The sequence below is a fragment of the Vreelandella hamiltonii genome (assembly GCF_014651795.1).
Classification (GTDB): domain Bacteria; phylum Pseudomonadota; class Gammaproteobacteria; order Pseudomonadales; family Halomonadaceae; genus Vreelandella; species Vreelandella hamiltonii.
Genome location: NZ_BMXO01000018.1, coordinates 58,941 through 78,576, shown reverse-complemented (window position 1 = coordinate 78,576; position 19,636 = coordinate 58,941). Strand labels below are relative to the sequence as shown.

Annotated in this window: 16 protein-coding genes; 13 read left to right on the top strand and 3 right to left on the bottom strand. The window is 63.1% G+C overall.

Annotation, left to right across the window (positions count from 1 at the left end; genetic code table 11):
- The 5 genes from IE061_RS15925 to IE061_RS15905 all read left to right on the top strand — a co-directional run bounded on the left by IE061_RS15925 (nt 1) and on the right by IE061_RS15905 (nt 5,864).
- Nucleotides 1-984, top strand: coding sequence for a carbohydrate ABC transporter permease (locus IE061_RS15925; protein WP_096922752.1), 984 nt, complete (start codon nt 1-3; stop codon nt 982-984).
- Nucleotides 984-1,826, top strand: coding sequence for a carbohydrate ABC transporter permease (locus IE061_RS15920; RefSeq protein ID WP_016914219.1), 843 nt, complete (start codon nt 984-986; stop codon nt 1,824-1,826). Before IE061_RS15925 ends, IE061_RS15920 begins: the two co-directional genes overlap by 1 nt.
- A gap of 64 nt (nt 1,827-1,890) precedes the next feature.
- A complete protein-coding gene (locus tag IE061_RS15915) occupies nt 1,891-3,507 on the top strand; it encodes an alpha-glucosidase family protein (protein ID WP_193462033.1) in 1,617 nt (538 codons plus the stop codon).
- 66 nt (nt 3,508-3,573) lie between these two features.
- Nucleotides 3,574-4,680 carry an ABC transporter ATP-binding protein gene (locus IE061_RS15910; RefSeq protein WP_039179523.1) on the top strand — a complete coding sequence of 369 codons (1,107 nt, stop codon included), beginning with the start codon at nt 3,574-3,576 and terminating at the stop codon, nt 4,678-4,680.
- 152 nt (nt 4,681-4,832) lie between these two features.
- Entirely contained in the window at nt 4,833-5,864 is a 1,032-nt protein-coding gene (locus IE061_RS15905) for a LacI family DNA-binding transcriptional regulator (RefSeq protein ID WP_039179520.1), read from the top strand.
- A 9-nt stretch (nt 5,865-5,873) separates the two neighbouring features.
- Here IE061_RS15905 and gap read toward each other — a convergent pair whose 3' ends face one another.
- Nucleotides 5,874-6,875 (bottom strand): type I glyceraldehyde-3-phosphate dehydrogenase, encoded by a 1,002-nt coding sequence (gap, locus tag IE061_RS15900; protein WP_096922749.1) that lies wholly within the window; start codon nt 6,873-6,875, stop codon nt 5,874-5,876.
- 260 nt (nt 6,876-7,135) lie between these two features.
- On the opposite strand from gap, the gene pyk reads away from it, so the two are divergent.
- Nucleotides 7,136-8,602 carry a pyruvate kinase gene (pyk, locus tag IE061_RS15895; protein WP_193462032.1) on the top strand — a complete coding sequence of 489 codons (1,467 nt, stop codon included), beginning with the start codon at nt 7,136-7,138 and terminating at the stop codon, nt 8,600-8,602.
- 22 nt (nt 8,603-8,624) lie between these two features.
- Entirely contained in the window at nt 8,625-9,101 is a 477-nt protein-coding gene (locus tag IE061_RS15890) for a methylglyoxal synthase (protein WP_193462031.1), read from the top strand.
- A gap of 34 nt (nt 9,102-9,135) precedes the next feature.
- On the opposite strand, the gene cra is transcribed toward IE061_RS15890, so the two are convergent.
- Nucleotides 9,136-10,110, bottom strand: a complete 975-nt coding sequence (gene cra / locus IE061_RS15885) for a catabolite repressor/activator (protein ID WP_193462030.1) — start codon at nt 10,108-10,110, stop codon at nt 9,136-9,138.
- A gap of 236 nt (nt 10,111-10,346) precedes the next feature.
- Between cra and ptsP the strand changes: the two genes are divergently transcribed.
- The 5 genes from ptsP to IE061_RS15860 all read left to right on the top strand — a co-directional run bounded on the left by ptsP (nt 10,347) and on the right by IE061_RS15860 (nt 18,267).
- Nucleotides 10,347-13,214: a phosphoenolpyruvate--protein phosphotransferase gene (gene ptsP / locus IE061_RS15880; protein WP_193462029.1), complete on the top strand. Its 2,868-nt coding sequence runs from the start codon at nt 10,347-10,349 to the stop codon at nt 13,212-13,214.
- Nucleotides 13,214-14,182 (top strand): 1-phosphofructokinase, encoded by a 969-nt coding sequence (pfkB, locus tag IE061_RS15875; RefSeq protein ID WP_144984422.1) that lies wholly within the window; start codon nt 13,214-13,216, stop codon nt 14,180-14,182. Before ptsP ends, pfkB begins: the two co-directional genes overlap by 1 nt.
- A complete protein-coding gene (locus tag IE061_RS15870; protein ID WP_039179502.1) occupies nt 14,179-15,915 on the top strand; it encodes a PTS fructose-like transporter subunit IIB in 1,737 nt (578 codons plus the stop codon). Before pfkB ends, IE061_RS15870 begins: the two co-directional genes overlap by 4 nt.
- A gap of 224 nt (nt 15,916-16,139) precedes the next feature.
- Nucleotides 16,140-17,798 carry a glucose-6-phosphate isomerase gene (gene pgi, locus IE061_RS15865; protein ID WP_081135071.1) on the top strand — a complete coding sequence of 553 codons (1,659 nt, stop codon included), beginning with the start codon at nt 16,140-16,142 and terminating at the stop codon, nt 17,796-17,798.
- A gap of 88 nt (nt 17,799-17,886) precedes the next feature.
- Nucleotides 17,887-18,267, top strand: a complete 381-nt coding sequence (locus tag IE061_RS15860) for a gamma-glutamylcyclotransferase family protein (RefSeq protein ID WP_193462028.1) — start codon at nt 17,887-17,889, stop codon at nt 18,265-18,267.
- Here the strand turns inward: IE061_RS15860 and IE061_RS15855 are convergent.
- Nucleotides 18,245-18,409: an isochorismatase gene (locus tag IE061_RS15855; protein ID WP_230478491.1), complete on the bottom strand. Its 165-nt coding sequence runs from the start codon at nt 18,407-18,409 to the stop codon at nt 18,245-18,247. The genes IE061_RS15860 and IE061_RS15855 overlap by 23 nt on opposite strands.
- 139 nt (nt 18,410-18,548) lie before the next feature.
- Here IE061_RS15855 and IE061_RS15850 point away from each other — a divergent pair, with 139 nt between their 5' ends.
- Entirely contained in the window at nt 18,549-19,628 is a 1,080-nt protein-coding gene (locus IE061_RS15850; protein ID WP_193462027.1) for a PA0069 family radical SAM protein, read from the top strand.
- The last annotated feature ends 8 nt before the right edge of the window (nt 19,629-19,636 follow it).

The window sequence follows — 19,636 nt, the reverse complement described above, 5'->3', positions numbered from 1 at the left end:
ATGCCGAGCACTTCTCACCACGACGCGCCCTCCGGGGCGCGTTCCATAGCGCCCCCAAGGCGCCAGCGCGGCACCAAGGTGCGCCGCCAACGGGTCAAGGCGGCCTGGCTGTTCCTGGCCCCCATGCTGATCGCCCTGACTCTGGTGGCTGGCTGGCCGCTGCTGCGGACGTTCTTTCTGAGCTTTACCGACGCATCGCTATCGGACCTGGGCGCGGCCAACCTGATCGGTTTCGAAAACTATCTGGTGTATGACGATGGTCGCTGGTTTGGCGTACTGGCCGACCCCATCTGGTGGCGCTCGGTCTGGAACACGGTCTACTTCTCGGTGGTGTCCGTCTCACTGGAAGTCATCTTCGGTGTCATCGTGGCGCTGATTCTGAATGCCGAATTCAAGGGCCGGGTGATCGTTCGGGCCGCGGTACTGATCCCCTGGGCCATCCCGACCATCGTCTCTGCCCAGATGTGGGCATGGATGCTCAACGACCAGTTCGGCATCATCAATCATATGCTGATGGCCGTCGGCATCATCGACAACCCGATTGCCTGGACCGCCAGCGCCACCTACTCCATGTGGGCGGTCATCATGGTGGACGTGTGGAAAACCATTCCCTTTGTCGCGCTGCTGGTACTGGCCGCGCTGCAGATGCTGCCCAAGGATTGCTACGAAGCCGCCGAAGTGGACGGCATTCATCCGGTACGCGTGTTCTTCAAGGTCACGCTGCCACTGATCACACCCGCGCTGATGGTGGCGGTGATCTTCCGCCTGCTGGATGCGCTGCGCGTATTCGACGTGATTTACGTACTGACCTCCAACTCCACCAGCACGATGTCGATGTCGGTCTACGCCCGCCAGCAGCTGGTCGAGTTTCAGGATGTCGGTTACGGCAGCGCGGCCTCCACGCTGCTGTTCCTGATCATTGCGCTGGCCACCATTGCCTACCTCTATCTGGGCCGCAACAAGATCCAACTGGGAGGTGACTGATGACCACTCGTCAGCTAGCCAAAATAGCCAAACGCGTCGGCTTCTGGGCGCTGATTGCGCTCATCATGGTGTACGCGGTCTTCCCGTTCTACTACGCGGTGATCACCTCGCTCAAACCCTCCAGCGACCTGTTTCGCGTGGAACTGTGGCCCTCCAACTGGAACCTGAACAACTACGTTCAAATCTTCAGCCAGACCAGCTTCCTGCGCGCCATCTTCAACTCGATCATCGTCGCGTTCAGCGTGGTGTTCATTGCGCTGCTGCTGGGCATTACCGCGTCCTATGCGCTTGGGCGGGTACGTTTTCGCGGTCGCTCCACGGTGCTGCTGGTGATCCTCGGGGTATCCATGTTCCCCCAGGTGGCGGTGTTGTCGGGGCTATTCGAGGTCATTCGCGCGCTGAACCTTTACAACAACCCGGCGGGCCTGATTCTCAGCTACACCATCTTCACCCTGCCGTTCACCGTCTGGGTACTGACCACGTTCATGAAGCAGCTGCCCATGGAGCTGGAAGAGGCCGCGATCATGGATGGTGCCACCCCTTGGGTCACCATCACCAAAGTGTTTTTACCGTTGATGTGGCCCGCCATGGCCACCACCGGACTGCTGGCCTTCATTGCCGCCTGGAACGAGTTCCTGTTCGCGCTGACCTTCACGCTCACCGATGCCCAGCGCACGGTGCCGGTGGCCATCGCCCTGCTCTCGGGCGGCAGTGCTTATGAATTGCCCTGGGGGCCGATCATGGCCGCGTCCGTCGTGGTGACCGTGCCGCTAGTGATTTTGGTGATCATCTTCCAGCGCCGCATTGTGTCTGGCCTGACGGCTGGCGCGGTGAAAGGCTGACCCGATAGACGCTCTCAATGAATTCGCTGATGACTCTCAGCAACCGTTTTTAAGGAACGATGGTATGCAAGACAATACGATGTGGTGGCGCGGCGGCGTTATTTATCAAATCTACCCGCGCAGCTTTCTGGACAGCCGTGGCGACGGCGTTGGTGACCTGAACGGCATCACCGAGAAGCTGGACTACGTGGCATCGCTCAACGTGGACGGCATCTGGCTCTCGCCCTTCTTTACCTCGCCGATGCTCGACTTTGGCTACGATGTCAGCGACTACCGCGACGTGGACCCGATGTTCGGCACCCTGGACGACTTCAAGGCGCTGCTGGCCAAGGCCCACTCGCTGGGCTTGAAGGTGATGATCGATCAGGTGATCAGCCACACCTCGGACCAGCACCCCTGGTTCAAGGAGAGCCGTCAGGATCGCACCAACCCCAAGGCGGACTGGTTCGTCTGGGCGGACCCCAAGCCCGATGGCACGCCACCCAACAACTGGCTGTCGATTTTTGGCGGCCCGGCCTGGACCTTCGACTCCCGCCGCCAGCAGTACTACCTGCACAACTTCCTGACCAGTCAGCCGGACGTCAATTTCCACAATCCGGAAGCGCGTCAGGCGCAGCTGGACAACATGCGCTTCTGGCTCGATCTGGGCGTCGATGGGTTCCGTCTGGACACGGTCAACTTCTACTTCCACGATGCCGAGCTGCGGGACAACCCGCCGGTGCCCAAAGGAGAAGCCAAAACCCTGGGCGCCCCGGAAGCCAACCCCTACACCTGGCAGCGCCATGTCTACGACCTCAGCCGCCCGGAGAACCTTGGCTTCCTGCAGGACCTGCGCGCGCTGATGGATGAGTACCCCGGCACCACGACGGTGGGCGAAATCGGCGACGACAATCCGCTGGAACGCATGGCCGAGTACACCGCCGGGGGTGACAAGCTGCACATGGCTTACACCTTCGACCTGCTCAACATGCCCCATTCGGCGCGCTACCTGCGCGAAGTCATCGAGCGCTTCCAGCGTTTGGCGGGAGACGCCTGGCCCTGCTGGGCCACCTCCAACCACGACGTAGTGCGCAGCGCCACCCGCTGGGGCTCCGAAGAAGACCCGCATGCCTACCCCAAAGTCATGCTGGCCATGCTGTTTTCGCTACGCGGCAGCGTGTGCCTTTACCAGGGTGAAGAGCTGGGCCTGCCGGAAGCCGACGTGCCCTTCGAGCGCATTCAAGACCCCTATGGCAAAGTGCTGTGGCCCGAGTTCAAGGGCCGCGACGGCTGCCGCACGCCGATGCCCTGGAGCGATGGCGAACAGGGCGGCTTCTCGGCAGTCGAGCCGTGGCTGCCCATGGAGCCCCGCCATTTGGCCTTATCGGTGAGCCGCCAGCAGGATGACCCCAACGCCACGCTCAATAGCGTACGCGCCCTGCTGGCCTTCCGGCGCCAGCACCCCGCGCTGTTCGATGGTGACCTGAACCTCGTGGACGTTGGCGACGACCTGCTGGGCTTTACCCGGCAAAAAGGCGACGAAACGCTGCTGTGTGTCTTCAACCTGACCGACCAGACCCAGCACGCTTCGCTGCCCGTCGAAGTGACCAGTGACCTGGCCGTGGCCAACTTCACCGCCACCCGGGACGGCAGCGCGCTGACGCTACCGGCGTACCAGGCTGCCTTCATGCAGGTTGCCTGACCGCCACCGTTACCTTTAATAATGATAGCCGACCCGATCGCGGGTCGAGGTCGGCAAGGAGTTACCATGGCAAGTGTTACGCTTGAAAAGGTCAACAAGGTCTTTGGACGTGACCACATCATCAAGGATGTGGATCTGGCGATTGGTGACGGTGAATTCGTCGTGTTCGTTGGCCCCTCCGGCTGTGGCAAGTCCACCCTGCTGCGCCTGATCGCCGGGCTCGAGTCGATCACCGACGGCGACCTGAACATTGGCGGTACGGTGGTCAACGACCTGCCCCCACGGGAGCGCGGGGTGGGCATGGTGTTTCAGTCCTACGCCCTTTACCCCCACATGACCGTCTACGACAACATGGCGTTTGGCCTGAAGCTGGCCAAGACTGCCAAGGAGACGGTACACGAGCGGGTCATGACCACCGCCAAAATCCTTCAGCTCGAAGAGCTGCTGCACCGCAAGCCCAAGGCGCTTTCGGGAGGCCAGCGCCAGCGGGTGGCCATGGGCCGCGCCATGGCCCGTGAACCGCGCATACTGCTGTTCGACGAGCCGCTCTCCAACCTGGATGCCTCGCTGCGGGTGCAGATGCGCAACGAAATCGCTCGCCTGCACAACCGGCTGGGCTCCACCATGATCTACGTCACCCACGATCAGGTGGAAGCCATGACCCTGGCCGACAAGATCGTGGTCCTCAACCGCGGCCATGTGGAGCAAGTAGGCAGCCCCCACGAGCTCTACCAGCGCCCGGCCACCAAATTCGTGGCAGGCTTCATTGGCTCGCCCACCATGAACTTCCTGCCGGCCCAGTTGACCAGCGGCTCCACCGACGGCTGCCGAGTCAAGGCCACGGGCATTGGCGAACTGGCGCTGCCACAATCGGCAGAAAGCTACTCGCCCGGCACGGGCCTGACCCTGGGAGTACGCCCCGAGCACCTGCGCCTGGAAGCCCCGCAAGGCGACAACTGCTTCGACATCGTCAATGTCGAGTATCTGGGTAACGAGGTGTATGTCTACCTGGAGCCCAAGGAAGGCAGTACGCTGCTGATCCATCGCAGCGAGGCCCCCAGCCAATGGCAGGAGGGTCAGCAAGTGTCGCTGGTGCCCGACCAGGCGCATGTACACCTGTTCGACGAAAGCGGCAGCGCACTGACGCTGTCGGCCAGACGTTCGGCGGCCTGAACCCCAGATCGCCCCCTTCGGCCCTGACCCAAGCGCCCTTCAATGAAGGGTAGTCTTGGCCCCCTCAGGGCCGCTATCCTGTGCAACACTCGAATAATTAGCCTGCGTCCTACTTAACCTGCTCAGGAAGCACCGTGACCGTTTCCCGTCGAATGACCCTAAAAGACCTGGCGCTGGAGCTTGGCGTTTCCACCGCGACGATCTCCAATGCCTTCAATCGCCCGGACCAGCTCTCCCCTTTGCTGCGCGAACGCATCCTGCGCGAAGCCAAGCGGCTGGGTTACAACGGCCCCGATGCCAAGGCACGCAGCCTGCGCACCGGACGCTCCAGCATCGTGGCGGTGATCCTGGCCGAGAGCCTGACCTACAGCCTCAACGATGCCGTGGCCAGCGAGTTTCTTTCCGGCGTGGCAGAGGTGCTCGATGCCCACGGGCATACCCTGCTGCTGCTGCCGGGGCGCGGACACGCGTCACAGCTACCCAATTCCGCCAACATTGCCGATGGCTTCATCGTCTACGGGCTGATGCCCAATGGCAAGATGATCGATGAGTTGCCCACCCAGCGGCCGCTGGTTTCAGTGGATTTCGACATCGACGGCTGCCCGACGGTGCATATCGACGACCGTGACGCCAGCTACGCCATGGCCATGCACGCCCTGCAGCAACGGCCCGAACGCCCTGCCATCATCAATTTGCGGCTGACCAAAGAGCACTGCAATGGACGGGTGACCGCTGCGCATACGCTGCTGCCCGACAGCAGCACCATCAGCCGCGCGCGGCTGGCAGGCTTTCACGCAGCGCTTGCCGAACATGGCTTCGATACCGAAAAGATTCCGTTATGGAATATCGAGGAAAATGTCTTCGATGTGTGCGCCCCGGTACTCACCGAGATACTCGATCAGCCCGCCAGCCAACGCCCCGACCTGCTGCTGTGCATGTCTGATCGCATCGCGCTGACAGCGCTGACAATGGCCGAGCAACGCGGTATCGGCGTGCCCGACACGCTGCGCATTACCGGGTTCGACGGGATTGCCGAAGGGCAGTACCGGGCACCGCGACTGACCACGGTGCGCCAGGACAGTGCTGGCAAAGGGCGTACGGCGGCCAAGATGATTCTGGGTCGCATCCCCAAGGCCCAGCAGCTGCTCAAGACCGAGCTGCTGCTGGGCGACACCTGCCCTTGAAACGCCTGATCAGGCGGTTTTCTGCATGGCGATGGCGGTATCCAGCATACGGTTGGAGAAGCCCCACTCGTTGTCGTACCAGGCCATGATCTTCACCAGCCGACCGTTCACACGGGTGTGATTGGCATCGAAAATCGACGAGTGGGCGTTGTGGTTGAAGTCAATCGACACCAGCGGCTGAGCATTGACATCCAGCACTGCAGAGCCTGCAGCGGCTTTCTCGACGATGGCGTTGATCTCTTCCTTGGTCGTGTCACGCCCGGCGGTGAATGTCAGGTCGACCAGTGACACGTTGATCACGGGCACTCGCACGGCCAGGCCATCAAATTTGCCCGCCAGCTCCGGCAGCACCAGGCCAACCGCCTGAGCCGCACCGGTCTTGGTGGGAATCATCGAGTGCGTGGCACTGCGTGCCCGGTACGGGTCCGAGTGATAGACGTCCGACAGGTTCTGGTCGTTGGTGTACGCGTGCACGGTGGTCATCAGACCGTTCTCGATGCCCACGGCATCGTTCAACGCTTTCGCCACGGGGGCCAGGCAGTTGGTGGTGCAGGAGGCGTTGGAGACGACCTTGTGCTCGGCGGTGAGCACATCGTCGTTGACGCCGTAGACCACGGTGGCATCGGCATCCGGGCTGGGCGCCGAGATCAGCACTCGCTGGGCACCGGCGGCAAGGTGTTTGGCCGCCGCGTCACGCTTGGTGAACAGGCCAGTACACTCCATCACCAGGTCCACGTTCAGGGCTGACCAGGGCAGATTGGCCGGGTCGCGCTCGGAGGAAATGGCGATTCGGTCACCGTCCACCGTGATGCTCTCGGCGTCGTGCTCTACCGTGAAGGGAAAGTGGCCGTGCACCGTGTCATGGCGCAGCAGGTGGGAATTCAATGAAGGGTCACCCAGGTCGTTGATGGCAACCACCTGAACGCGGTCACGGTAGCCATTTTCATACAGTGCGCGCAGCACGTTGCGGCCGATCCGTCCAAATCCGTTAATGGCAACTTTTATTGTCATGGTAGCACCTCTATCAAGCAGTGGTCGTCGATGGCGTATTCAGTAAAAAAATTACTAAAAATACGTCTTTAATCACCTGAAGGCCGATTAAAACCTGCCATAACCGCCCCAAAAGGCTAATAACTATCCAATATGTAGTAAAATTACTATATAAAGGCTATCGTAGTCCAATACTTAATGACCGATTCATCGGCCTGCGCGGCAACGCACCGCAGCTGCCTTTTTCGAGCGTTGCCCCTACCTATTCAGGAGTCTGCCCCATGACCACCCCAGCGCCCTCTTCGCCGCTTCGTCGTACCAAAATCGTGGCCACGCTAGGCCCGGCCAGTGACCGCCCCGGCGTGCTGGAGGCCATGCTCAAGGCGGGCGTGGACGTAGTGCGCCTCAACTTCTCCCACGGCTCGGCAGATGACCATCGTCGTCGGCTCAACGACGTGCGCGAGATTGCCCAACGCCTGGGCCGCAGCGTGGCAGCGCTGGGCGACCTGCAAGGGCCCAAGATTCGCATCTCGCGCTTTATCGAAGGGTCCGTGCAGCTGGAGGTCGGCCAGCCCTTCGTGCTCGACATGACGCTGGATGCCCAGCAAGGCACCACCGAGCGAGTTGGCTGCGACTACAAGGCGCTGATCGAGGACGTGCGCCCGGGCGACAGGCTGCTACTCGACGACGGCCGCGTGGTGCTGGACGTCACCTCGATTAGCGGGCAGGAAGTGCACACCCGGGTACACGTGGGTGGCAAGCTTTCCAACAACAAGGGCATCAACAAGCAGGGTGGCGGCCTTTCCGCCCCGGCGCTGACCGACAAGGACAAGCAGGACCTGCAGACCGCCATCGAGATTGGCGTCGATTACCTGGCCGTGTCGTTTCCCCGCAGCGCGGCCGACATGCAGGAAGCCCGCACCCTGCTGGGAGAAGCAGGCAAGGAGATCGGCCTGGTGGCCAAGCTGGAGCGTGCCGAAGCCGTGGCGGACGACGCAACTCTGGACGCCATCATCGTGGCCTCCGAGGCGGTCATGGTTGCCCGAGGGGACCTGGGCGTGGAAATTGGCGATGAAGCGCTGATCGGCACCCAAAAACGCATCATCAAGCACGCCCGCACGCTGAATCGCGCCGTGATCACCGCCACCCAAATGATGGAGTCGATGATCGAGTCGCCGCTGCCCACCCGCGCCGAGGTATTCGACGTGGCCAATGCCGTGCTGGATGCCACCGATGCGGTGATGCTGTCGGCGGAGACCGCCGCAGGCGACTACCCGGTCGAAACCATCGAAGCCATGAACCGCGTCTGCCTGGGCGCCGAACGGGAGCGACTGGCCCAGGCGTCCGGGCACCGAATTCACGAGGGCTTCGAGCGCATCGATGAAACCATCGCCCTGTCGGCCATGTACGCCGCCAACCACCTGACGGGCGTGCGCGCCATCGCCTGCATGACCTCCACCGGCTACACCCCGTTGATTGCGTCACGCATCCGCTCTGGCTTGCCGATCGTCGGCCTGGCCCATAGCCCGATTGCCCAGCGCCGCATGGCGCTCTATCGCGGCGTGGTCTCGCTGCCGTTCGATACCAGCCAGATGGCGGCAGACCAGGTCAATGCAGAAGCCATCAAACTGCTCAAGACCCACGGATTGGCACGCCCGGGCGAGCATGTCATTCTTACCCGAGGCGACCACATGAACGCCCATGGCGGCACCAACACGATGAAAGTGCTGGCCGTTGACGCCGACTAATCCTTGCTCTGGAGAGCCCGACATGACCGATGCCCGCCCACCCCGCCAAGCCGTACGTACGCTGCCCGCGCGCAAGCGCATCGCGCTGATTGCCCACGATGGCAAGAAAACGGAGATGCTGGCGTGGGCGGAGCGCTGGAAGGATACACTCAGCCAGCACACCCTGGTGGGCACCGGCACGACGTCGAGCCGCCTCTCCGCCGCCCTAGGTCTGCAAGTGGAGGGGCTGATGAGCGGACCGCTGGGCGGCGACCAGCAAATTGGTGCCCGAATTGCCGAGCAGCAGCTCGATATTCTGATCTTCTTCTGGGACCCCTTCGCTCCCCAACCCCACGACCCGGACGTCAAGGCCCTGCTGCGCCTGGCCGCCCTGTGGAACGTGCCGGTGGCCTGCAACGCCGCCAGCGCCGATTTTCTACTCTCCTCCCCTTACCTGGGGGAGCACTACGAGATGGCCATTCCCGATGCCAACGCCTGGACCCAGGCGCGCTCGGTGTGAGCGCCGCCCGGGCATTCGCTTCACATCAGAATATTTAGCGGGAACGCAGGTGGCGCTCGACCACCTGCTGGCCAGGCTGGTAACGCCCGTTCATGGCATCCAGTGCACATTGCAGCGTCAGCTCGGCAATGCGGTCGTAATCCTGCAGTGCCGAATTGACCGGCTGAGGCAGGAAATCCAATAAGCGGTGATCGCCAAACGTGGCCAGCCGCAGCGACGCGGACAGCCCGCCTCTGGCCAGCAGCTCGTCGAAGACACCTTCCATCAGCGCATAGGACCCGGTGACCAGCGCATCCACCGGGCCGTTCTCGAACGCCTGGCGCGCCAGCGCGACCCCGACATCGCGTTCGTAGCGCTCGCCGCTGAACGTCAACGCCTGGATATTCTCCCCGGCCAGCGCCTGCTGAAACCCGGCCCGCCGCTCTCGGCTCACCGACAGCTCTGGCATGGCATCCAGCCACGCCACCGTGCGCGTGGCGGGGCTGATGACCGAGCGGGTCAACGCATACGCCGCCTGCTGGTCATTGCTGACCACACTGGCAAAGCGATGCGGCGCCAGCCCTCGGTCCACGCCCACCACGCTCCAGCCCTCTTCCGCCAGGTCGGCATAAAAGGGGTCGTTTTCCGGCAGGCAACTGGCCGTGATCAGCACTTCACAGCGCTGGGCACGTAGCGCCAGCGCCAGCGCTCGCTCGCTCTCGGCACAATCATCGGAGCTGACCAGCAAAAGCTGATAGCCCCGCTCACGAGCACCCCGCTCCAGCCGCTTGGCCAGCCGGGCGTAGCTGATGTTTTCGAGGTCTGGAACGATCAAGCCAATCAAACGGCTTGCGCCACGGCGCAGGGCAGCGGCCTGTGGGTCGATGTGGTAGCGATACTCGCGCACCACCGCCATGACTTTTTCGATGGTGGCGGCACTGATTCGCCGCTGTTCGGCCTGGCCGTTGATTACATAGCTTGCCGTGGTGCGCGAGACCCCGGCCAGCCGGGCAATATCGGCAAGTGTCATGCTGGTTTCTCCCCTAATAAAGTCAGCAGTTTAGCAGCCGTTTCACCCTCTTCAGACCAAAGTCTAAAAAGACAAGCCTTGTGTCTAAAAGTGAATCGATTCAGCATAGCCACTATACACAGGTGACACGATTCATCCAGCTAACCTCAACGCTCTACGACTAACGTTTTATGCGCGCACATTCGCCGCCAATCGCAGACGTTGCCGTTGCCTGACCGCGTTTACAGGAGAACCCTATGCTGACCCTCGGCCCTGATGACATCTTGCTCGACCGCCATGCGCAGGATTGGCAAGCTGCACTCGATAGCGCCGCCAAGGCATTGGCCGAGGCTGGCCTGGTGGAGGCCGAGTACCGCGATGGCCTGCATGCCCGTGAGGCGCAGTCCTCTACTTATCTGGGCAACGCCATTGCCATCCCCCACGGCACCCCGGAAAGCCGCCATCTAGTGAAGCGTACCGGCGTACGCGTGCTGCAGTTCCCCCAAGGGGTTCAGTGGCATGATGGCAACACCGTGCATGTACTGGTCACCATTGCTGCACAAAATGACGAGCACCTGGACATTCTGCGCCAACTGACCCACGTGCTGGACCGAGACGGCGTGGCCAGCGAATTGGCCAACGCCAGTTCAGCCGCCGACGTGGCCCGGCTGCTTTCCCGCCCCGCCGTGGCTCCCAGGCTGGACGCCGACACCCTGTGTGTCAACTTCCCTGCCCGAGAGCCGCAGGAGCTGGCCTTGGCCGCCGCGGCCCGGCTGCGCCAAAGCGGCTGCGTCGACAATGCTTTCATCAGCGCCGTGGCCAGCGCTGCGCCACAGTGGTTGGGCAAAGGCCTCTGGCTCGCCAGCCAGGCAACGGGGGTACGCCAGCCCGCGCTGGGCGTAGCCACGCCCGCCGATGCCATCGAACACGACGGGCGCGCCGTTCACGCCCTCTTCTGCCTGGCGGCCAGCGGCGACAGCCACCGCCCGCTGCTCGAACAGCTGCTGGCGCTGGTGGAGAGTGGCCAGAGTGAAAGCCTGATGGGCAAGAGCAGTGCCCAGCTGTTGGCGCTACTGGCGGGAGAAACCGCCCAAACGCAAACACGCCGTGTGCGCGTTCTCAACCCCCACGGCCTGCACGCCCGCCCGGCCAAACAGCTGGTGCAAATCGCCCGCGCCCAGACCATGCCCATCAACGTTCGGCTGGAAGAGGGCAGCGCCACCACCGTCTCGGCGGCCAGTTTGACCAAGGTCATCGGCCTTGGCGCACGCCGCGGCCAGTGGCTGATTTTTTCCGCTGAAGGCGAACAAGCCAACAGCGCGCTGGAAGCTCTCGCCGCCGCCGTGGAAGAGGGCCTGGGCGAGAAAGTCACGCCCTTCGATGGCGGCCGCGAGACCCGCCCCGCCGCTGATACCCGCCAGCCCGATATCACGCCGCTGGCGGCCGATACCCCGCATACCGGCGTGGCGGCGTCTCCGGGGCTGGCCATTGCACCGGTGTTCGTCATTCGTCCGCTGGCGTTCGACTATCCCGAGCACGCCAGCGACCCCGAGGCAGAAGCGCGCCGCCTGAGTGCAGCGCTGCAGGAAGGTGCCGCCCAGCTGCAGGCGCTGGTGCATAACGCACCTGGCGGTGAAGTGGCCGACATCCTCTCCATGCACGAAGAGATGCTGGACGACCCCGAGCTGCGTCAAGCGGCGCTGGACGCCATCGGCGAAGGGCGCTCGGCGGAGGCTGGCTGGTGGGAAGCCATCGACACCGCCGCCCGTGCTCAGGAGATGCTGGCCGACCGGCTGCTGGCAGAGCGGGCCGCCGACCTGCGCGACGTCGGCCGCCGAGTGCTGGGTGTGCTGTGCGACGTGACCCTGCCCGAGCCACCCGACCACCCTTACATTCTGGTGATGGACGACATTGGCCCTTCCGATGTAGCGCGCCTGGACACCTCTCGGGTGCGTGGCCTGCTCACCGTTCGCGGCGGCGCCACCGCGCACAGCGCCATTCTGGCCCGTGCGCTGGGTATCCCGGCAGTGGTGGGTGCAGGCGAAGCGGTCATGGCGCTGGCCGACGGCGGCATGATGATTCTGGATGGCGAGCGCGGCCGCGTGATCTCGCAGCCTTCCGAAGCGCGGCTGCGGCGCGCCGAACAGCAGCTGCTCGACCAGCAGCAGCGTGAAGCCGACGCCTGGGAGCTACGCTTCGAGCAGGCCCAGACCCGCGACGGCCACCGGGTTGAGGTCGCTGCCAACCTGGGCAATACGGCCCACGCCGCCGATGCCGTCGAGCGTGGCGCCGAGGGCGTTGGTCTGCTGCGCACCGAGTTTCTGTTCATGGCTTACGCCAGCGCTCCGGATTTGGCGACGCAGATCGCCGAGTACCGTGAAGCCACCGATGCACTCGCTGGCCGACCGCTGGTCGCCCGAACGTTGGACGTGGGCGGCGACAAGCCCCTGCCCTACTGGCCAGTCCCCCAGGAAGACAATCCCTTCCTCGGCCTGCGCGGCATTCGCCTGGCGCTGACCCAGCCGGACGTGCTGGAAACGCAGCTTCGCGCCCTGCTGATGGCCGCCGTAGGCAAACCGCTGCGCATCATGCTGCCGATGGTAAAGGACGTGGCCGAATTCCGCGCCGTCAAAGCCATCTACGACCGACTGCTCAAGGAGATCACGGAGCAGCAGCGCGCCACCGACGTGCAGCTTGGCGTGATGATCGAGGTGCCCTCCAGCGCGTTGCTGGCACCGACGCTGGCCGCCGAAGTGGACTTCTTCTCGGTGGGCACCAACGACTTGACCCAGTACACCCTGGCCATCGACCGCGGCCACCCGGAGCTGTCTGCCCAGGCCGACGGCCTGCACCCAGCCGTACTGCGGCTGATCCAGATGACCGTCGACGCAGCCCACGCCCACGGCAAGTGGGTAGGCGTCTGTGGCGAGCTGGCATCGGATGCCATGGCGGTTCCGGTGCTAGTGGGCCTCGGCGTCGACGAGCTGTCGGTCAGCGCGCGGCAGATCCCGCTGGTCAAGGCCCGCCTGCGGGAGTTCGACCTGGCAGAAGCGCAGGCCACGGCGCAGCTGGCCCTGAGCAAGGCAACCAGCGATGACGTGCGCGATGCGCTGGAGGCTCGCTGATGGCACGAGTGGTCTGCATCACGCTGAACCCAGCCCTGGACCTCGCCTTCGACCTGGAGACGCTGACGCTGGGGCAGGTCAATCGCCCCACTCACGCCCAGCTGGAGGTGGCGGGCAAGGGGGTCAACGTCGCCAGGGTGCTGGCCAGCCTTGGCCATGAGGTGGTCGTCAGCGGCTTTCTGGGCCAGGACAACGACGCCCCTTTTCGTCTGGCCTTTCCGCATTACGGCGTTCAAGACGCCTTCGTGCGGGTGCCGGGCAACACCCGTATCAATGCCAAGCTTGCCGAGCAGAGCGGCCGGGTGACCGATATCAACGGCCCCGGCATGCCCATTGAAGCAGCTCATCTCAGCGCTCTGCGTACGACGCTCAACGGCCTGTTCGAGGACACTGCGCCGCAGGCCATCATCGTGGCAGGCAGCCTGCCGCCGGGCATCGACTCGGCCATCTTCAATGAGCTACTCGATTTCCTGAAAGGCTTTGGCGTGCCGCTGTGGGTGGATACCAGCGGTCCGGCACTGCTGACGGCCATCGCCGCCCAGCCTGCGGCGGTGAAGCCCAATGAAACCGAGCTGGCCGAGTGGGCGGGGCACGCCCTCGATTCCGATGCCCAGCGCCAAGCTGCTGCCCAGCGCCTGCATGCCAGCGGTATCGAACACGCGCTGATTTCCGCCGGTGCCGAAGGCGTCTTGTGGGCCAGCCAGTACGGCACCTGGCACTCGACGCCGCCCAGCGTTCACGCAGTCAACACCGTGTGCGCGGGCGACACCTTCGTGGCAGGCATGCTGCATGGGCTGCTGAGCCAGCACGACCCCGACGCCACGCTGCGCTTCGCCACGGCGCTGTCTGCCGAAGCCGTTCGCCATGTTGGCGTGGGCAACCCCCACGCCGACGATTTCGACTCACTCCAACAACAGACCCGGGTACGGCGTCTTGACGACACCCACACCGAGGGAGCCACGCGATGAACCTGATCCTGATTACCGCCTGCCCCAGCGGCATGGCGACCACCTTCCTGGCCGCCAAGCGCCTGGAACAAGCCGCCACCCGGCTGGGCTGGCACGTCCATGTGGAAATGCATGGTGAAATTGCCCCTCTGCAGGCGGCCACCGCCGCACAGATCGCCAACGCCGACCTGATCGTGGTCGCCGCCGACCAGGTACCGGCCCCGGAGCGTTTCGAAGGTAAGCGGCTGTTCAAGGCGCCTATTGCCAGCGCCCTTCCCGATCCTACGGCGTTTTTGACCCAGGCAAAACGCGACGCCCCCCTGTACAGCGCCCCAGCCACCACCGCAGCGGCCCCCGCTGGCAGCCCAGGCGGCCAACGTATCGTTGCCGTCACCGCCTGCCCCACCGGCGTTGCTCACACCTTCATGGCCGCCGAAGCGCTGGCCGAAGCGGGCAAAGCCATGGGCCACCAGATTCGCGTGGAAACCCAGGGCTCGGTGGGCGCACAAAACAAACTCACCGATGAAGAGATCGCCGCTGCCGACGTGGTCGTGCTGGCCTGCGACATCGAAGTGGACCCCTCTCGCTTTGCGGGCAAGCGCATTTATCGCACCTCCACCAGCAACGCGTTGAAAAAGCCCCGCCCGACGCTGGAAGCCGCGCTGACTGACGCAGCGGTGGAAGATGGCACCAGCGCCGCTGGCGGTGCCTCGGCCAAAAAGGGTATCAAGGAAAAAGGCGTATACAAGCACCTGCTGACCGGCGTTTCCTTCATGCTGCCCATGGTCGTGGCGGGCGGTCTGTTGATTGCCCTGTCGTTCGTGTTTGGTATCGAAGCGTTTCAGGAAGAGGGCACCCTGGCGGCAGCATTGATGCAGATCGGTGGCGGCACCGCCTTTGCACTGATGATTCCCGTGCTGGCAGGCTACATTGCCTACTCGATTGCCGACCGCCCCGGCATCGCCCCCGGCATGATCGGCGGCATGCTGGCCGCCAATATCGATGCCGGTTTCATCGGCGGCATTCTGGCCGGTTTCCTGGCCGGCTATGTGGCGCTGGCCGTGACGCGGTACGTCAAGCTGCCTGCCAGCGTGGAATCCCTCAAGCCGATTCTGATCATCCCGTTCGTGGCCAGCCTGGTCACCGGCCTGACCATGATCTACGTAATCGGCGAACCCGTGGCCGCCATCATGGCCGCCCTGACCGGTTTCCTCTCCTCCATGGGCTCTACCAACGCCGTGCTGCTGGGCATTCTGTTGGGCGCCATGATGTGCTTCGACCTGGGTGGGCCCGTCAACAAAGCCGCCTACACCTTCGGCGTGGGCCTGCTGGCATCGCAAACCTACGCGCCCATGGCGGCCATCATGGCAGCAGGCATGGTGCCTGCCATTGGCATGGGCATCGCCAGCTTTGTGGCGCGCAACAAGTTCTCTGCCCCTGAGCGGGAAGCGGGCAAGGCATCGTTCGTGCTGGGCCTGTGCTTCATCAGCGAAGGCGCGATTCCCTTTGCCGCGAAAGATCCGCTGCGGGTGATTCCGGCCTGTATCGCGGGTGGTGCGGTGACCGGCGCGCTCTCCATGCTGATCGGCGCTCAGCTGATGGCGCCGCACGGCGGTATCTTCGTGCTCCTGATCCCCAACGCCATCACCCCGGCGTTCCTCTACCTGGGGGCGATCATTGCGGGCTCCTTGATTACTGGCCTGGGCTATGCGTTCATCAAGCGCGGTGCTGCACAGGTAGCGGTGGCCAGCTAACGGTTGCACATTGGCCTTACCAGGGGCGGGCCCAGGCCCGCCCTTTTTGTAGTCACGCCCCCCAGCTCGCACCAAATCTAGTTTTATTACTCTTTTTCTAACGACTTAAGCTACAAAGCGCTTTCATGGCGCCCGATATGTAGTATTTTTACATAAACAAGAATCACGATTGGAGCCCCCTCTGATCTGAAACAACGATGTAAAAACAAATAGGACCGCCCGTTATGTTTCAACTCACCCGCAGCGTTACCTGGCAGGCCCTAGAGCGCCTGCGCGATCAAACCGCCAACGACCGTATTCGCGACTATTTTTCCCACGACCCGAAGCGCTTCGAAAAAATGAGCCTGCGTGTCGGAGGCCTTTTTCTGGACTACTCCAAGCACCAGGTGTCTGATGCGGTACTGGCCAAGCTGATCGAACTGGCCGACCACTCGGCCCTGGTACAGCGCCGCGCTCAGATGTTCTCCGGCGACATCATCAACGTCACCGAAAACCGCCCGGTGCTGCACACCGCGCTACGCCATCTGGGCGACGAGCCGGTCTACGTGGACGGCGAAGACGTGATGCCCGAAATCACCCGCACCCGCGAGCAGATCAAGGTGTTCTCCGAGGCGGTGCGTAACGGCGAGTGGAAAGGCTACAACGGCCAGCGTATCAAAGACGTGGTCAATATCGGCATTGGCGGCTCGGACCTGGGCCCCAACATGGCGGTGCGGGCGCTGCTGAAATACCGGCATCCGGAGCTACACTTTCACTTCGTGTCCAACGTGGACGGCACTCACATTCAGAAAGTGCTCTCACGGCTCGACCCCGCGACCACGCTGTTCATCGTTTCTACCAAGACCTTCTCCACTCAGGAAACCCTGCTCAACGCCAAGACTGCGCGGCGCTGGTTCCTGGAGAACGCCGGGGAAGACGCCGACGTGGGGGCGCACTTCATTGCCGCCTCCACCAACCGCAAAGCGGCCATGGAATTCGGCATCCGTGAAGAGAACGTGTTCGAATTCTGGGCCTGGGTGGGCGGCCGCTACTCCATGTGGTCTTCCATTGGCCTGCCCATTGCGCTTTCGATTGGCTTCGAAGGCTTTATCGAGCTGCTGGAAGGCGCCCACGAGATGGACCGCCACTTCATCGAAGCGCCGTTCGCCCAGAACATGCCCGTATTGATGGCGCTGATCGGCATTTGGTACATCAACTTCATTGGCGCCGAAACCCAGGCCATCGTGCCCTACGACCAAGCGCTGAACCAGCTGCCCTCTTTCCTGCAGCAGCTGGACATGGAGTCCAACGGCAAGTCGGTGGATATTTTCGGCCACCCGGTGAATTACAAAACAGGCCCCATCGTGTGGGGGCAAACCGGCTCCAACGGCCAGCACGCGTTCTTCCAGCTGCTGCACCAGGGCACCCGCTACGTGCCCATCGACTTCATCGCTTCGCTCAAGCCGGAGCCGGGCGTGGAAGACCACCACTTTGCCCTGCTCACCAACATGCTGGCCCAGGCCAACGCCTTCATGGAAGGCAGCCAGGGCGACAGCAAAGAACTGAGCCAACTGGACCCCTACAGCTGCCCCGGCAACCGCCCTTCCAGCACGCTGCTGCTGGACGAGCTGACGCCGAAGAACCTCGGCGCGCTGATTGCGCTGTATGAGCACAAGGTGTTCGTTCAGGGCGTGATCTGGAACATCAACTCCTTCGACCAGTGGGGCGTGCAGCTCGGCAAACGCATTGCCGGTGAGATCAGCGAGCGCATCGACGCCAACGCCGCCGACTTCGACGCCTCCACCCAGGGCCTGCTGGAACTCGTCCGCGCCCACTTCCCGGGCACCGCACACCGCACAGACCCCGAAGCCGGAGACAAAAAGCCCGCTCGCAAGAAGCGTTAGGCTTATGGCTCAGTAAGCAAAGCGCCTCGGCAACCTGCCCAGGCGCTTTCGCAATGGCTCGTCTCATGTTTTACAAGGTGTGAACGTCATGCAGCATCTACAACAGGCAATCCAACGCTGCCCCCGCGTGGCGGTATACGGCACGTTAAAGCACGGTCATCGCAATCATCATTGGCTGGGCGGCGCAGACATGCTGGGCCAGGACTGCTTGACGGCGATTACGCTTTACGACCTGGGCCCCTACCCCGGCGCCAAGCTCATGCCCTCCACAGGCGTTGTGGTGGAAGTGTATGCCATCGATGCCGATCGGCTAGCCCGGCTCGATGAGCTGGAAGATTACCTGCACCACTCTCCGACAGAGGGGTTGTACGACCGGACGGTGCTGGCGACCTCTCATGGCGATGCCTGGTGCTACCTCTACAACCCCGCCGTCGAGGAAGCATCGATCATTCGCAGCGGCGAGTGGTAAACCGCGCCAGCGCTCCTTGCGTATCCACGATCTGCGCATACTCCCCCGCCAGATTGGCCAGCGACATGGCGTGCACCTCATCGGCGGTACGCTCCGTGCCCGCGTAATCGCACTTGGCAAACGTAAACGTCGCGTCGCTCACGACCCAGGTATCGAAACCGAGATTGCCTGCGGTGCGCAAACAGTTGATGGCGCACCGATGTCCCTTGCTTGCAGAGCACGACAAACACCCTATACTGTATGGATACACATATCTTAGGTAGCTCAGCGCGAGGCTCCCGATGACGGCTCATAACCTTCCCCGATACGCCGTGCATAAAGGTCGCGGTGCCACTTACGACCCCCATAACCGTTTTTCACCGACCCGCAGCGTCATGGAGGACGATGGCTGGTGGCAAGAGGAAGCTCACCCATCGCTGGCTACCGAAGTGCGCGAAGAGCCCAGCAAAAGCGCGCTCTCCTGGAACCGCTCACCCGATCTGCCCTTTGACCGCTCCCTGAACCCTTACCGTGGCTGCGAACATGGCTGCGTGTATTGCTATGCCCGCCCTTCCCACGCCTATTGGGACCTGTCGCCGGGGCTCGATTTTGAAACCCGACTGATCGCCCGCAGCGGCCTGGTCGAGCATCTGAAAGAGGAGCTTTGCCATCCGCAGTATGTGTGCCGCCCTATCAACCTGTCTGGCAACACCGACTGCTACCAGCCGCTGGAAGCCACATACCAGACGACCCGGCGCCTGCTGGAGCTGCTGCTGGCCTGTCGCCACCCGGTCACTCTGGTGACCAAGAGCACGCTGATCCTGCGTGACTTGGACCTGCTGGCGGAAATGGCGGAGCACCGCTTGGTGCGGGTGTTCGTCAGCCTGACCAGCCTGGACGCCAACCTCAAGCGCACGCTGGAGCCTCGGGCGGCATCGCCCCAGGCACGTTTGAGAGCCATTCGCGAGCTGAACACGGCAGGCATACCGGTAGGCACGCTGGTGTCACCGATCATCCCGGGACTCACCGACCATGAAATCGAGCGCATCCTCGAAGCGGCCAGCCGGGCGGGGGCGCGTACCGCGACCTGGATGCTGCTGCGACTGCCCCATGAAGTCGCCCCTCTGTTCGAAGCCTGGCTGAACGCCCATTACCCGGAACGCGCCGCCAAGGTCATGAGCTTGATGCGCCAGTGTCGCGGCGGCCAGAACTACGATGCACGGTTTGGTAAGCGCTTTCGTGGGGAAGGGGTTTTTGCCGACCTGATCGCCCAGCGTTTCCAACGCGCCAGCCGTCAATGGAACATGCAATCGCGCACCGAGCAGGGCTTGAACACCCGTGACTTTCGGCCACCGCGGGCACAGGGGGATTTATTTGATTAGACTGCTGG

Bases quoted from the DNA above. Each gene is read 5' to 3' on its own strand.
- IE061_RS15925 (WP_096922752.1), top strand. From the start codon at position 1: ATGCCGAGCACTTCTCACCACGACGCGCCCTCCGGGGCGCGTTCCATA.
- IE061_RS15920 (WP_016914219.1), top strand. From the start codon at position 984: ATGACCACTCGTCAGCTAGCCAAAATAGCCAAACGCGTCGGCTTCTGG.
- IE061_RS15915 (WP_193462033.1), top strand. From the start codon at position 1,891: ATGCAAGACAATACGATGTGGTGGCGCGGCGGCGTTATTTATCAAATC.
- IE061_RS15910 (WP_039179523.1), top strand. From the start codon at position 3,574: ATGGCAAGTGTTACGCTTGAAAAGGTCAACAAGGTCTTTGGACGTGAC.
- IE061_RS15905 (WP_039179520.1), top strand. From the start codon at position 4,833: ATGACCCTAAAAGACCTGGCGCTGGAGCTTGGCGTTTCCACCGCGACG.
- gap (WP_096922749.1), bottom strand. From the start codon at position 6,875: ATGACAATAAAAGTTGCCATTAACGGATTTGGACGGATCGGCCGCAAC.
- pyk (WP_193462032.1), top strand. From the start codon at position 7,136: ATGACCACCCCAGCGCCCTCTTCGCCGCTTCGTCGTACCAAAATCGTG.
- IE061_RS15890 (WP_193462031.1), top strand. From the start codon at position 8,625: ATGACCGATGCCCGCCCACCCCGCCAAGCCGTACGTACGCTGCCCGCG.
- cra (WP_193462030.1), bottom strand. From the start codon at position 10,110: ATGACACTTGCCGATATTGCCCGGCTGGCCGGGGTCTCGCGCACCACG.
- ptsP (WP_193462029.1), top strand. From the start codon at position 10,347: ATGCTGACCCTCGGCCCTGATGACATCTTGCTCGACCGCCATGCGCAG.
- pfkB (WP_144984422.1), top strand. From the start codon at position 13,214: ATGGCACGAGTGGTCTGCATCACGCTGAACCCAGCCCTGGACCTCGCC.
- IE061_RS15870 (WP_039179502.1), top strand. From the start codon at position 14,179: ATGAACCTGATCCTGATTACCGCCTGCCCCAGCGGCATGGCGACCACC.
- pgi (WP_081135071.1), top strand. From the start codon at position 16,140: ATGTTTCAACTCACCCGCAGCGTTACCTGGCAGGCCCTAGAGCGCCTG.
- IE061_RS15860 (WP_193462028.1), top strand. From the start codon at position 17,887: ATGCAGCATCTACAACAGGCAATCCAACGCTGCCCCCGCGTGGCGGTA.
- IE061_RS15850 (WP_193462027.1), top strand. From the start codon at position 18,549: ATGACGGCTCATAACCTTCCCCGATACGCCGTGCATAAAGGTCGCGGT.